At 42.4% G+C, this 14,489-nt stretch carries 16 protein-coding genes; 14 read left to right on the top strand and 2 right to left on the bottom strand.

The genetic code is table 11. The annotated features are described in order from the left end of the window. Positions 1-8: 8 nt before the first annotated feature. From prmA to thiI, 4 genes are all read left to right on the top strand, one after another. On the top strand, positions 9-971 hold the full coding sequence (prmA, locus tag GT641_RS04485) for a 50S ribosomal protein L11 methyltransferase (RefSeq protein WP_008403023.1): 963 nt from the start codon (positions 9-11) through the stop codon (positions 969-971). A gap of 24 nt (positions 972-995) precedes the next feature. Further along, positions 996-1,742: a 16S rRNA (uracil(1498)-N(3))-methyltransferase gene (locus GT641_RS04480; protein WP_161116913.1), complete on the top strand. Its 747-nt coding sequence runs from the start codon at positions 996-998 to the stop codon at positions 1,740-1,742. Positions 1,743-1,744: 2 nt separating this feature from the next. After that, a complete protein-coding gene (locus tag GT641_RS04475) occupies positions 1,745-2,890 on the top strand; it encodes an aminotransferase class V-fold PLP-dependent enzyme (protein WP_008403025.1) in 1,146 nt (381 codons plus the stop codon). Positions 2,891-2,979: 89 nt separating this feature from the next. Next, on the top strand, positions 2,980-4,167 hold the full coding sequence (gene thiI, locus GT641_RS04470; RefSeq protein ID WP_119962720.1) for a tRNA uracil 4-sulfurtransferase ThiI: 1,188 nt from the start codon (positions 2,980-2,982) through the stop codon (positions 4,165-4,167). 198 nt (positions 4,168-4,365) lie between these two features. Here thiI and GT641_RS04465 read toward each other — a convergent pair whose 3' ends face one another. Then, entirely contained in the window at positions 4,366-4,602 is a 237-nt protein-coding gene (locus GT641_RS04465) for an HPr family phosphocarrier protein (RefSeq protein WP_044946242.1), read from the bottom strand. Between the two features lie 113 nt (positions 4,603-4,715). Here GT641_RS04465 and mtaB point away from each other — a divergent pair, with 113 nt between their 5' ends. From mtaB to GT641_RS04420, 9 genes are all read left to right on the top strand, one after another. After that, positions 4,716-6,035 (top strand): tRNA (N(6)-L-threonylcarbamoyladenosine(37)-C(2))-methylthiotransferase MtaB, encoded by a 1,320-nt coding sequence (gene mtaB / locus GT641_RS04460; RefSeq protein WP_161116912.1) that lies wholly within the window; start codon positions 4,716-4,718, stop codon positions 6,033-6,035. Positions 6,036-6,188: 153 nt separating this feature from the next. Beyond that, positions 6,189-6,452 carry an IreB family regulatory phosphoprotein gene (locus tag GT641_RS04455; RefSeq protein ID WP_008403029.1) on the top strand — a complete coding sequence of 88 codons (264 nt, stop codon included), beginning with the start codon at positions 6,189-6,191 and terminating at the stop codon, positions 6,450-6,452. Positions 6,453-6,543: 91 nt separating this feature from the next. Further along, complete coding sequence (ruvX, locus tag GT641_RS04450; protein ID WP_021943459.1) at positions 6,544-6,981, top strand: Holliday junction resolvase RuvX; 438 nt, start codon at positions 6,544-6,546, stop codon at positions 6,979-6,981. A gap of 20 nt (positions 6,982-7,001) precedes the next feature. Continuing rightward, positions 7,002-7,274, top strand: coding sequence for a DUF1292 domain-containing protein (locus GT641_RS04445; protein WP_008403031.1), 273 nt, complete (start codon positions 7,002-7,004; stop codon positions 7,272-7,274). Between the two features lie 4 nt (positions 7,275-7,278). Continuing rightward, positions 7,279-8,943 (top strand): ribonuclease J, encoded by a 1,665-nt coding sequence (locus GT641_RS04440; RefSeq protein WP_008403032.1) that lies wholly within the window; start codon positions 7,279-7,281, stop codon positions 8,941-8,943. 59 nt (positions 8,944-9,002) lie between these two features. Beyond that, positions 9,003-9,338, top strand: a complete 336-nt coding sequence (locus GT641_RS04435; protein ID WP_008403034.1) for a YlbF family regulator — start codon at positions 9,003-9,005, stop codon at positions 9,336-9,338. Positions 9,339-9,396: 58 nt separating this feature from the next. Beyond that, the gene (locus GT641_RS04430) at positions 9,397-9,885 is read left to right on the top strand and encodes an endolytic transglycosylase MltG (protein ID WP_008403035.1); all 489 of its coding nucleotides are present in this window, start codon (positions 9,397-9,399) and stop codon (positions 9,883-9,885) included. Then, on the top strand, positions 9,882-10,538 hold the full coding sequence (locus tag GT641_RS04425) for an O-methyltransferase (RefSeq protein ID WP_161116911.1): 657 nt from the start codon (positions 9,882-9,884) through the stop codon (positions 10,536-10,538). The genes GT641_RS04430 and GT641_RS04425 overlap by 4 nt, the downstream gene beginning before the upstream one ends. Positions 10,539-10,620: 82 nt before the next feature. Continuing rightward, complete coding sequence (locus GT641_RS04420) at positions 10,621-11,850, top strand: U32 family peptidase (protein ID WP_008403038.1); 1,230 nt, start codon at positions 10,621-10,623, stop codon at positions 11,848-11,850. A 5-nt stretch (positions 11,851-11,855) separates the two neighbouring features. On the opposite strand, the gene sigK is transcribed toward GT641_RS04420, so the two are convergent. Next, positions 11,856-12,536, bottom strand: a complete 681-nt coding sequence (gene sigK, locus GT641_RS04415) for an RNA polymerase sporulation sigma factor SigK (protein WP_008403039.1) — start codon at positions 12,534-12,536, stop codon at positions 11,856-11,858. Positions 12,537-12,683: 147 nt separating this feature from the next. Here sigK and GT641_RS04410 point away from each other — a divergent pair, with 147 nt between their 5' ends. Beyond that, positions 12,684-14,402, top strand: coding sequence for an ATPase, T2SS/T4P/T4SS family (locus GT641_RS04410; protein ID WP_008403040.1), 1,719 nt, complete (start codon positions 12,684-12,686; stop codon positions 14,400-14,402). Positions 14,403-14,489: the final 87 nt, after the last annotated feature.

Genomic DNA, 14,489 nt, shown 5'->3' with positions numbered 1-14,489 from the left:
AATAGATTATGAAATGGACACAAATCACGATTGAAACAACGTGTGAGGCTGTCGATTTACTCAGCGCCTTCCTCGATGAGGAAGGCGTTTTGGGTATAGAAGTCGATGACAATGTGCCTCTGACAGATGAAGAAATGGCAGCTATGTTTGTAGATCTTCTGCCGGATGAGATGCCGACGGATGACGGAACAGCAAAGGTTTCCTGCTATCTGGATGATTCCTTTGACAAGGAAGAGATAAAGACCAAGATAAAAAATGAACTGGAACGGTTATCGGAATTTATTCCGGTTGGAGCCTGCAATATCATAGAATCCGAGACGGAAGATGTGGATTGGATGAACAACTGGAAGGCATATTTTAAGCCGTTTCGTCTGTATGACAATATCGTTATCAAACCGACATGGGAGGATGCACCTTCTGATGTGACAGATGATGATATTGTGATCGATATTGATCCGGGTGCGGCGTTCGGAACCGGCTCCCATGAGACGACCAGATTATGTATCGGACAGCTGAAGAAATATATGAAAGAAGGAGATCTGGTTCTTGACTGTGGAAGCGGAAGCGGGATCCTTTCCTTTGTATGTAGTAATCTTGGCGCAAAAGAGGTTCTCGGAATCGATATTGATGAGACTGCGGTTCATGTCAGCATCGAGAACAGGGATATCAATCATATTACAGAAGATCAGGTTCGGTTTCTCTGTGGTAATGTACTCGCGGATAAAGAGCTTGTTCAGTCGATCGAACCGAAGTATGATATCGTAGTTGCAAATATTCTGGCGGATGTAATCATCCCACTTTCCGGTGTTGTGCAGCAGTTTATGAAGGATGATGCGAAGTTTATCTGTTCCGGAATTATCAATACAAAAGAAGACGAGGTCAGACAGGCACTTCTTGACAATCACTTCAGAATAGTGGATACTGTCTCTATGAAAGACTGGATCAGTTTTGTAGCTGAGAAGGATAATTAGTCATAAAGAGACAGGATTGGGAAGATGAATCGTTTTTTTGTAGATTTTGATGGAAGGGTATTTAATAAGAGCATTGATATTACCGGTGAGGATGTCAATCATATTAAGAATGTTCTTCGTTTAAAAGTAAATGATGAGATCATAATAAGTGATGGCAGGGGTAGAGATTACCGCTGCCAGATTTCAGTTATGGATCATGAAAAAGTAGTTGCAGATATTCTGGATGTATGTGATAATTTTGCAGAACTTGAAACAGAGATTACGTTGTTTCAGGGATTTCCGAAAGCGGATAAGATGGAGTGGATCATCCAGAAAACGGTAGAGCTTGGCGTTACAAGGATCGTACCGGTCATGACGAAACGGACGGTTGTCAAGCTGGATGCAAAGAAAGCAGGAAAGAAGACGGAACGTTATCAGGCGATCGCACTTGCGGCGGCGAAGCAGTCGGGCAGAGGTGTGATCCCGGAGGTAACTGCTCCTGTAACATGGAAAGAGGCTCTTGCTATGGCAAAGGAGCTTGATATGAATATGATCCCGTATGAAGAAGCAGAAGGAGTTGCATATTCGAAAGAGGTCTTTGCATCGATCAAGGGAAAGAAAAGTCTTGGTATATTTATAGGTCCGGAAGGTGGATTTGCCGGAGAAGAAGTCGAGGCAGCGACAGACATGGGCGCGAAGATGGTTACGCTTGGACACAGGATTCTGCGTACCGAGACAGCGGGAATGGCGGTTATGTCGATCATAATGTTTGAACTGGAAGAGGATAGATAGAGATGGAAGCATATTTTGATAATGCAGCAACAACAAAGGTATTTCCGGAAGTAAAAGATCTGGTGGTAAAATTAATGGAAGAAGATTATGGTAATCCTTCCTCCCTGCATCAGAAAGGTCTGGATGCAGGACACTATATCAAGGAGACGAAAGAGATCCTTGCAAAAGAATGGAAGGTAGACAGCAAAGAGATTGTACTGACTTCCGGCGGAACGGAATCCAATAATCTTGCATTGATCGGGGCTGCGCTTGCAAATAAAAGAAGCGGAAACCGGATCATAACAACAAAGGTGGAACATGCATCGGTATCAAGTACGATGGCATTTTTGGAGAGTCTTGGATTTGAAATCATATATCTGAATGTAGATCAGCACGGAATTGTGGATTTGGAACAGCTGGAACAGGAAGTGAATGAGGATACGATTCTTGTGTCTGTTATGTATGTAAATAACGAGATCGGGACAGTAGAACCGATTCAGGAGATTGCAGAGATTATCAAAGAGAAGAATCCAAAGACGCTCTTTCATGTGGATGCGATTCAGGCATTTGGCAAATATCACATTTACCCGAAACGGATGGGGATCGATTTGATGTCCGTAAGCGGGCATAAGATACATGGACCAAAGGGAACCGGAGCGTTGTTTATCAAGAACCGTACGAAGGTGAAGCCGATCATATACGGCGGCGGACAGCAGGGCGGAATGCGATCCGGCACAGAGAATGTTCCGGGATTTGCAGGATTTGGACTGGCAACAAAGATGGTTTATGAAGATCTGGAAGCCAGAACTGTTCGTATGCGGGCGGTGAAAGACCGTCTGACCGAACGTCTAAAGACACTTCCGGATGTATATATCAATGAAGGGGAAGCACCACATATCCTAAGTGTATCATTTGTTGGTGTTCGAAGTGAAGTGATGCTGCATGCATTAGAAGAACGGGAAATCTATGTTTCTTCCGGATCGGCATGTTCGTCGAATAAACCGGCAGTCAGCCATGTATTAGCTTCGATCGGGTTACCGAAGGATCGGTTGGAATCCACGATCCGTTTCAGTTTTTCAGCAGAGAACACAGTGGAACAGGCAGACTATGCGGCAGATGTGATAGAAGAGATCCTGCCGATATATAGAAAATATGTCAGAAAAAAGTAGCGGCAAACGAATGGAAAGTTTGATTATAATAGTATAAAACAGGCGAAGAACAAATAAATAGAATGAAAATCGGAGGTTGAGAGAAGCATATGCAGTATAAGGCATTTATGATCAAATATGCCGAGATCGGTACAAAAGGTAAAAACCGGTATATATTTGAAGATATCCTTGTAAAAAACATTAATCGTAAGATCAAAAATTACGGTGATTTTTATATCCGTAAGGAACAGGGACGAATCTTTATCGAAGCAAAATCAGACTATGATTATGAAGATGTAGTGGGTGCATTGACCAAGGTATTCGGTATTGTGGGAATCTGTCCGATCGTGGTAGAGGAAGATACATCATTTGAAGCCATCAAAGAAAAGGTGATCGAATATGTGGATAAGGCATATCGTAAGAAGAACTTTACCTTTAAAGTAAATACAAGAAGAAATGATAAGAGCTTTCCTATGACTTCGATGGAGGTCAATGCAGAGCTCGGACATTATCTGTTAGAGGCATTCCCGGATACTTCCGTTGATGTTCATGAACCGGATGAGATCATTAATGTAGAGATCCGGAAGACGGTATATATTTATTCGATCACGATTCCGGGTCCGGGAGGACTTCCTGTCGGCACAAACGGAAAGGGAATGGCATTATTATCCGGTGGAATTGACAGCCCGGTTGCAACCTATATGATCGCAAAACGCGGTGTCCAGATGGAGGCTGTATATTTCCATGCACCGCCATTTACCAGTGAGCGTGCCAAAGAAAAAGTAATTGATTTGGCATGTCTGGTTGCGGATTATGCAGGTGCGATCAAGTTGCATGTCGTAAATTTCGCGGATGTTCAGATGGCGATCTATGATAATTGCCCGCACGAGGAGCTTACGATCATTATGAAACGCTATATGATCAAGATTGCAGAAGAACTGGCAAAGAGAAATGACTGTCAGTGTACGGTGACAGGTGAGAGTATCGGGCAGGTGTCCAGCCAGACGGTATTCAGTCTTGCTGTTATCAATGATGTCAGTACATTGCCGGTGTTCCGTCCGTGTATCGGACTGGACAAGCAGGAGATTGTTGATATATCGGAAAAAATCGGAACATATGAGACATCGATCCTTCCTTATGAGGACTGCTGTACAACATTTGTAGCAAAGCACCCGGTAACAAAACCGATATTATCTGCAATCGAGAAATCAGAAGCAAAGCTTGCCGGCATTATCGAGCCGTTATATGAAAAAGCGTTAGAGTCTGTTGAGACTGTAATGTGCAGAGCACAGAGATAAGGTGAAGCAGAGACATTATGCAACACATGCAAAATTATTTGCTCACCAGGATGTTGATTTTGCGGAATGCAAGGAGTGAACTGTACTCATGACAGAATAACATGAAAAAAAGCTTGCCACTATAAAGGCGGCAAGCTTTTTTATGCAGAATGACTGTCAAAACAGGCATTCTGTATGTATGCAAATAGTCGGTTGTGATTATTCAACAACGTAAGGCTTGATTGCTGCAAGAATATCAGCAAGATCCTTTTCATCAGCGTGAATGTTCAATTCAATTGGTTTTGAAATATCAAGACTGAATATACCCATAATTGATTTTGCATCAATAACATAACGTCCTGAGATGAGATCGAATTCTGCGTCAAATTTTGCAATTTCGTTACAGAATGCTTTTACCTTATCGATTGAATTTAAAGAAACCATTAATGCTTTCATGATTACCCTCCTAAAAGTTAGATTATCCGGAGCCGTAACGGCCGCGGATGTTTATATATTTATAATATCTTTTGGGGAGGAAAAAGTCAATAATAAGAAAGGAAAAATAAGGAATGCTGAAGGGAAAAACAGTAGCCCCTCTGACACTGGGCTGCAAGGTAAATCAATACGAGACAGATGGCATGATCGAACTCTTAAAAGAGGCCGGAATGACGGCTGTTTCCTTCGAAGAAAAAGCAGATGTATATCTGATAAATACATGCTCTGTTACAAATATGGCAGATAAAAAATCCAGACAGATGATACACAGAGCGAAGAAACTGAACCCGGATGCAGTCGTAATAGCGGCGGGCTGTTATGTTCAGGCTGCAAAGGATAAGCTGATGGAAGATGATCGTATATCTATTATTATAGGAAACAATAAAAAGAAAGATATTGTTCGGATTCTGGAGGATTATCTGCAGGCAGGCGTGACAGATGAAGGTATGCTCGATATATCAGCGGAAAAAGAATATGAGCCTTTGACCATTAACAGTACTTTAGAGCATACACGGGCATATGTGAAGATTCAGGACGGTTGTAACCAGTTCTGCTCTTATTGCATTATTCCTTACGTCAGAGGAAGAATTCGGAGCCGGGACATCGCATCCATTATAGAAGAAGTTGAACGACTGGCGTTGACCGGAGTAAAAGAAATTGTTCTGACAGGTATCCATATCTCCTCTTATGGTAAGGATAAGGAAAATGAGGTAGGACTCGCAGATGTAATTGATGCAATCTCAAAAATCGAATCAATTAAAAGAATCCGTCTTGGTTCGCTGGAACCTAGTATTATTACAGATGAATTTATAGACCGCATTGTGGATAATGAAAAGGTGTGTCCGCATTTCCATTTAAGTCTGCAAAGTGGCTGTAATACAGTATTAAAAAGGATGAACAGGAAGTATACCTGCGAAGAATACTTTGAAAAATGTGAGATGCTTCGTAAGGCATTTGACCGCCCGGCGCTGACTACGGATGTAATCGTAGGATTCCCGGGGGAGACGGAAGAAGAGTTTCGGGAGACGGTGGATTATCTGACGAAGCTTAATTTGTACGAGATGCACATATTTAAGTTCTCGCCAAGACAGGGAACGGTTGCTGCCGGAATGAAGGATCAGGTTGCGCCTGAGATTAAAAATCAAAGAAGCGATGTTCTATTGGCTTTATCCGAAAGAAACAAACAGGCATATGAAGCGTCCTTCCGGGGAGAAAATCTCGATGTTCTTGTTGAAGAAAAAGTCCGGAGAGAGGGAAAAGACGGATATCGTGGACATACGGAACGATATATGGATATTTTTGTGGAGGAAGAATGCATGCACAGGATCTGTGGCCGGCAGACAGATATCATTAATCATGTGGTGAAGATTCCATACGGTGTGGGCGTGGAATGAGCAGATTGCACAGCCGGATTATGCGCAAAATGCGTTACAACATATACAAATATGCGGCTTTAGGTTGAATTTTGCATGGGTTTATATTATTATAGGGTAAGGTTTTTATGCAAAGATGCTGATGGCACTTGATAAAAGTAAGGATGTGAGTATATGAATAACAAAGAGAATACACAACATATTGCACAGCTGAAGGATAACACGATAGATGTAACACAGATCATAGGACAGGTATATGAAGCACTGACAGAAAAAGGCTATAATCCGGTCAGTCAGCTTGTCGGTTATATTATGAGCGGTGATCCTACATATATCACCAGCTATAAGAATGCAAGAAGTCTGATCATGAAAGCAGAGCGGGATGAGATCATAGAAGTTCTGTTTGAAGATTACATTAAGAATAATCTGATCAAGTAGATCGGGATCGTGTCGAAAATGATGGGGTCGGATGAAAAAAATCCCATCGAAAAAAGCTCGGATTACATGGAGAGAAGAACAGGATAAGAATATGCGGATAATTGGATTGGACTACGGAACAAAGACAGTAGGAGTTGCGGTCAGTGATGCGCTGATGATCACGGCACAGCCACTTGAAACAATAGAAAGAAAATCAGCAAACAAACTTCGACAGACACTTGCGAGAATAGAGAGTATTATTGAGGAATATCAGGCAGAACGGATCGTTCTCGGATATCCGAAGAATATGAATAATACGATTGGAGAACGTGCAGAAGCGACCGAACAGTTTAAGGAAGATCTGGAACGTAGAACAGGCCTTGAGGTTATCCTGTGGGATGAAAGACTTTCTACGGTAGAAGCAGAACGGATTTTGATGGATACCGGAGTCAGAAGAGAAAATCGGAAACAGTATGTAGACAAGATGGCCGCTGCGGTTATTTTGCAGAATTATCTTGACAGTCAGGCTCATGAAGGGCAGACCGAATAGTCGAAAGGATTAGAACAGAAATGGAAAACGACAGCATAGTATTTACAGATGAAGATGGCAATGAAGTTGCTTTTTCTGTTATGGAGCAGACGACTCTTGGCGGAGTGAATTATCTGCTTGTTACGGAAGACGGAGACGATGAAGATGATGGTTCTTTCCTGATACTGAAGGAGAATGCTTCAGACAGTGAAGGTGAGATGGCAGCATTTGACATCGTTGAAGATGACAAAGAATTAGAAGCAGTTATGAAGATATTTGAAGAGCTGCTAGAGGACGTAGATTTGGAGGTATAGAACATTGAAAAAATTGAATAGCGATGCGGTAAAGATTATTCCATTGGGCGGATTGGAACAGATTGGAATGAACATTACCGCAATAGAGTATGAGGACTCTATTATAGTCATTGACTGCGGTCTGGCATTCCCTGAGGACGATATGTTAGGAATCGATCTTGTAATACCGGATGTCACTTACCTTAAGGAAAACGCGGACAAAGTCAAAGGGCTTGTGGTTACCCATGGTCATGAAGATCATATCGGAGCCATTCCTTACATTGAGAAAGAACTCAATATGCCGATTTATGCAACAAAGCTTACGATGGGACTGATCGAGAATAAACTGAAAGAACATAATCTGATGAACAACACCAGACGTAAGGTTGTAAAATATGGACAGAATATCATTCTTGGAAAATTTCGCATAGAATTTATTAAGACGAACCATTCGATTGCTGATTCCGCAGCACTGGCGATCTATACGCCGGCAGGACTGCTTGTCCACACCGGAGATTTCAAGATTGATTATACACCGGTATTTGGAGATATGATCGATCTTCAGCGGTTTGCAGAGCTTGGCAAAAAAGGTGTTCTGGCATTGATGGCAGATTCCACAAATGCAGAACGTGAGGGCTTTACAAAGTCAGAAAAGACAGTAGGAAGAACGTTTGATAATCTGTTCAATGATAATCAGAATCATCGAATCATCATAGCTACATTTGCATCGAATGTAGACCGTGTGCAGCAGATCATCAATTCAGCATATAAGTATGGAAGAAAAGTAATCATCGAAGGAAGAAGTATGGTGAATATCATCAGTACGGCTTCCGAGCTCGGTTATATCGATATACCGGATAACACATTGATAGATATCAGTCAGATCAAGAATTATCCGGATGAGAAGCTTGTTCTGATCACGACAGGAAGTCAGGGTGAGAACATGGCGGCTCTGTCAAGAATCGCAGCGTCAATCCATAACAAGATCTCGATCATGCCGGGAGATGTGGTCATATTCAGTTCACACCCGATCCCGGGTAATGAAAAAGCAGTATTCAAGGTGATCAATGAGCTGGAAATGAAGGGCGCCCATGTAATCTTTGAAGACACACATGTATCGGGACATGCCTGCAGAGAGGAATTGAAGCTGATCTATGCGCTCACAAAACCGAAATATGCGATACCGGTACATGGTGAGTACAGGCATCTGAAACGCCACGCAGAGCTGGCACAGGAGATGGGTATTCCGAAAGAGAATATCAAGATTCTGACAACAGGAGATGTTCTGGAAGTAAGCGAAGATAAGCTTGAGGTGACCGGAAAAGTTCCGGCACAGGGAGTCTTTGTCGACGGACTTGGAGTCGGAGATGTCGGTAACATTGTTTTAAGAGACAGACAGCTTCTGTCACAGAACGGTCTGCTGATCATTGTGGTGACACTTGATAAATACAGCAATAACCTGATAGCGGGTCCGGATATTGTTTCCAGAGGATTTGTATATGTAAGAGAATCGGAGACGTTGATGGAGGACTGTCGTGCAGTAGTGGAGGAAGCATTGGAGAAATGCTTGCGTAAGAATGTTACAGACTGGGGCAAGATCAAGACGACGATCAAGGATTCCTTGAGTGAATTCCTGTGGAAACGGACGAAGAGAAGCCCGATGATCCTTCCGATCATTACAGAAGTATAAGACGCTTTGATAATTACCTCATGCATGGGTATAGGCTAAGAAGAAAAGAGGAATGAACAATGAGCGATGTTGTTGAACTCAGTAAAAAACTGAATGAAACGATAAAGGAATCGGAATTCTACAGGCACTATCTGGTGTGCCGCGAAAGATTATACGAACATCCGGATCTGCTTCGGGGGCTGAACGAGTTCAAAAAGAAGAACTCGGATATTCAGAACAATGCTTCGAATGATAATCCTTATGATGAGGTAGTTGCATTATTCGAGGAATATGATCCGATCGTTCATGACACTATTGTAAATGATTTCCTTCGGGCAGAACGAAAGCTTTGCAGGATGCTGAAAACAATGTATGATGAGATAGCTGATGGGCTGGATGTTGACATAAAGCAGTAGGATATGTTACAACAGTTACGTAGTGTCTGAAGGCACGAATGGATAAGGAGATTAAGATATGGCTATAGATGGAGCACTGACAATGAAACGAGTACTGCGATTCTCGGTCGGTTTACTTGTGAATGTATTTATCCTGTTTATATTGGTTAAGGTGTTTGCGTTCGGATTCGGCTTTGCTTATGATGTGTTTGCAAGTAACAGCTGCAAAGATAAGGCGGATACAAAGGTAGTAGCAGTTACGATACTTCCGGATTCATCGATCAAAGATGTCTGTGAGACATTAGATGATGCCGGAGTTGTAAAGAATGCATATGCACTGATGATTCGTATCAGAATCGGTTCTTATGCAGCAAAGATCCAGCCGGGAACGTATGAGATTGCTCCGAACTATACAAATGACGAGATCATAACCGTGATAACGGGTGGCAAGCTGGACGAGAAGGAGAAAAAAGCCGAAAGCAAAAAGGAAGAAAAGGCAAAAGATAAGACGTCGGACAGCACGACTGATGCCAAGTCGGAAAATGATACAACGGAGAAAAGTGAATGATAACAGATGAAAGAATTGCGTCCTTCATTAATTCATTTAACAGTGATTATGACGATGTGATAACTGCTATCAGAAAAGAAGCAGAAGAGCAGGAGGTTCCTATCATCCGTAGAGAAGCAGGCGAGTTCATCAAGCTTCTGATGATGATAAAGAAACCGGTAAATATACTGGAGATAGGAACGGCGGTCGGCTTTTCTGCTATTTTTATGAGCAGGTTTTTGCGAGAAGAAGGACATATTACAACGATAGAGAACTATCGACCGAGAATAGAAAAGGCAAAGGCTAATATAAGACTTGCACAGGCTGAAGATCGGATTACCTTATTGGCGGGGGATGCAAACGAGATCCTTCCGACATTACAGGGATCATTTGATCTGGTGTTTATGGATGCGGCAAAAGGACAGTATGGAAGCTTTTTTCAAAAAACGATCCCATTACTTGCTCCGGAAGGAATCCTGCTGTGTGATAATGTATTACAGGATGGAGACGTGCTTGAATCCAGGTTCGCGGTAACGAGAAGAAATCGGACGATTCATGCAAGAATGCGAGAATATCTGTATGAATTAAAACATGATGAACGGCTTGAAACAGCTATTTTAAATATTGGGGACGGAATGAGCCTGTCTGTACGAAAAGACGAATGCTGTAAATAATCGACATATGAATATGCGCGGTTGGTGTATGATATTACAGAATGAAAGAAGATAAATAAGAATTGAAAAGAGGATTGGATAAATGACAGATCGTAAAGTGGAACTGCTTGTTCCGGCAGGCAGTCTTGAAGTTTTAAAGGTTGCGGTAGATTATGGTGCCGATGCGGTTTATATCGGCGGACAGGCATATGGGCTTCGTGCGAAAGCAGATAATTTCTCGATTGATGAGATGAAAGAAGCAGCAGCATATGCACATGCAAAAAACGCAAAAGTGTATGTGACAGCGAATATATTTGCACATAATTATGATATCGATGGAATGAAAACATATTTTGAACAGTTAAAGGATACCGGCGTGGATGCTGTTCTGGTGTCTGATCCCGGTATCTTTACACTCGCAAAGGAAACTATGCCGGATATGGAGCTTCATATCAGTACGCAGGCAAATAACACCAATTATCTGACATATAACTTCTGGTATAAGCTTGGGGCAAAACGCGTGGTTACAGCCAGAGAACTGTCGCTTGCTGAGATCAGACAGATCAGGGATCATATTCCGGATGATATGGAGATTGAATCGTTCATGCATGGAGCTATGTGCATTTCTTATTCGGGAAGATGCCTGCTCAGTAGTTACTTTACAGGCAGAGATGCGAATCGTGGTGCGTGCACACATCCTTGCAGATGGAAGTACCACATCGTAGAAGAGACAAGACCGGGTGAGTATATGCCGGTTAATGAGGATGACAGGGGAACCTACATCTTTAACTCAAAGGATCTCTGCATGGTAGAACACATTCCCGAGATGATCGATGCGGGTATCGATAGCTTTAAGATAGAGGGCAGAATGAAGACTGCGCTATATGTTGCAACGGTTGCCAGAACATATAGAAAGGCAATCGATGATTATATGGAGTCGCCGGAGCTTTACAGGTCGAATATGGAATATTATAAATCAGAGATAGCAAAATGCACATACAGACAGTTCACAACTGGATTTTATTTCGGAAAGACAGATAGTGACTCTCAGATCTATGATAACAATACTTATATCAAGAATTATACTTATATCGGAAATGTGCAGCTGGTGACAGAAGACGGACTTGCGGTATTTGAACAGAAGAATAAGTTTTCTGTTGGAGAGATGATAGAGGCGATGGACTTTGACGGCACAAATATCTCGTGCCGGGTAGAAGAAATCTACAATGACAAGATGGAGAAAATGGAGTCTGCACCGCATCCGAAGATGCAGCTCTATGTAAGACTTGACCGCCCGGTATCAGCGGGGATGATACTCAGACGGCAGGAATAGGGAGGTCAGGTTTCGAGAGCTTTGCGAAGCTTGAGCAATGCACGTTTCTCGATCCTGGAAACATATGATCTGGAAATGCCCATTGCGGAGGCAATTTCTTTTTGAGTACATGGTGCTTCACCGGACAGACCGTAACGTCTGGACAGGAGCACCATTTCCTGTTTTGTAAGGTGGTGCAGCATACAATCCGGAAGCTGTTTCAGATTATAATCATGTACCATGGAATCAAGAATGGATGGAGTATCGGGACTGATGATATCCATCAGACTGATCTCGTTTCCTTCCTTGTCTGTGCCGATGGGTTCAAACAAGGATACTTCACGGGCGTGCTTTCGGTTCTGACGGAGAAGCATCAGAAGTTCGTTTTCAATACATCGGGATGCATAGGTGACCAGTCGTTTTCCTTTTTTTGAGTCGTAGGTGTCGATGGCTTTGATCAGTCCGATCGTGCCTGCGGATATCAGATCATCATTTTCGTGGCTCCCATTGTATTTTTTTGCAATATGGGCAACCAGCCGCATATTATATTCAATCAGAGTTTTTCTGGCCCGGGGATCGCCTTCTTTGCATAATTTCAGAAAATATGCTTCCTCTTTTGGTGAGAGAGGCTTTTTAAATGTCTGCACATCAATTTCTGCTCCAGCGATTTGTATATATTTTATGATGAAACTGTAAAGAACGTGCATATCCCAAAAAGAAAACTTGTTAAAATGTGAAAAAAATCAAAAAAAATTGACCAAAATCTGTTCAAAATGTTTAATTTTTTACCAGGGTGTGCTATAATCTCTAAATGAGTGTTCGTATATTTAAAAAGTGTAGGAGGACAGACCAGTATGCGATTAGGAATGGGCCGAAAAAAGATTAGAATTGGAGATATCCTTGTAGCAGCAGGAGCAATTACAGAGGAGCAGTTACAGGAGGCTCTGGCATATCAGAAAGAGAACGGCGGGAAGCTCGGAAATGTTCTCGTAGATCTGGGAATGATCAGTAACGAGATCCTTATTACTCTTCTAACACAGCAGTTAGGTATTGATTACATAGAATTGAAAGGTGCCAAGATCGAAGATAAAGTTATTCATATGGTACCTGAGAATATGGTTACAAAATATAAGGTTATTCCTATCGAGATCGATCCGGAAAACCCGAATATATTAAAACTTGCTATGTCTGATCCGATGGATATCAATGCGATTGATGATATCGGACTTGTAACAAATATGCAGGTAGAGCCGATGCTCGCAACGGAGGAACAGATCAATGATGCGATCGGCAAGTATTATGGAAGCTCAAAAGCGATGGAAGCGGCTGAGATGTATCGTCAGGAACAGGCGGATGCACTTGGTGGCGGAGATGAAGAAGAAACAAACGAAGATATTGATAATTCACCTATCGTTCTTCTGGTTAAGCAGATCATTGAGGGCGGTGTAAGACAGAGAGCATCCGATATCCATATCGAAGCACTGGAGAACAGCGTTCGTGTCAGATACAGAATTGATGGTGCGTTGAAGCAGGTAATGTCATATGACCTCAGTATTCTGGCAGGTATTACAGCCCGTATCAAGATCATAGGCGGAATGGATATCGCAGAGAAGAGAAAACCACAGGATGGTCGTATTACCATTTTCGTAGACAGACGAGAGTTCGATGTCCGTGTATCTATCCTTCCGACAGTATACGGTGAGAAGACGGTTATGCGACTTACTTCTAAAGACGGACTGACCAAGCCGAAGAGCGGTCTTGGACTTGATGAGGATGAGATCAAAGTATTTGATGGAATCCTGAGTAACCCACACGGAATCATCCTTGTTACAGGGCCTACCGGTTCCGGTAAATCAACTACACTGTACACATCATTAAGTGAGTTGAACAAAGAAGATGTTAATATTATCACGGTAGAAGACCCTGTCGAGGCGAATATCAACGGTATCAACCAGGTACAGGTAAATAATAAAGCAGATATGACATTCGCGGCAGCACTTAGATCTATTCTTCGTCAGGATCCGGATATCATAATGATCGGAGAAATTCGAGATGGTGAGACTGCCCAGATCGCGGTTCAGGCGGCTATCACCGGACACTTGGTTGTATCAACACTCCATACAAACTCGGCAGCATCTACGATCACTCGTCTGGAAGATATGGGTATCGAGCCTTACGTTGTAGGTGATGCGGTTGTAGGTGTTATCGCACAGCGACTGGTAAGACGTCTGTGCCCAACCTGTAAACAGCCACGACTTATAGAAGATGATGAGAGACAGGTGCTTGGCGTACCGGCTGATGAAGAAGACGTAATCATCTATGAGCCTGCAGGATGCCCGCTTTGTAATGATACCGGCTATGCAGGACGAATCGGTGTGTATGAAATGATGCCGGTTTCAAAGGCATTACAGGCAGTTATCTCGACCGGAGCGACGGCAGATAAGATTGAGAAGCAGGCATTATCAGAAGGAATGCTCACACTGAAGATGGGCGCAGCAAAGCATGTATTAAACGGTATCACATCACTTTCGGAGATGAAGAAGATCGTTTATACAACCGGTGACGAATACTAAATGATATAAAGACATTAAAATATTAAAACATTAAAACATGCAAAGACATTAATACATTCATATTAGAGTGTTCATTTGAAAAAGGGA

Source organism: Clostridium sp. BIOML-A1 (assembly GCF_009874105.1).
Lineage (GTDB): Bacteria > Bacillota > Clostridia > Lachnospirales > Lachnospiraceae > Coprococcus.
Note: the sequence above shows the minus strand (reverse complement) of the source record. Positions and strands in the feature narration are given on the sequence as shown.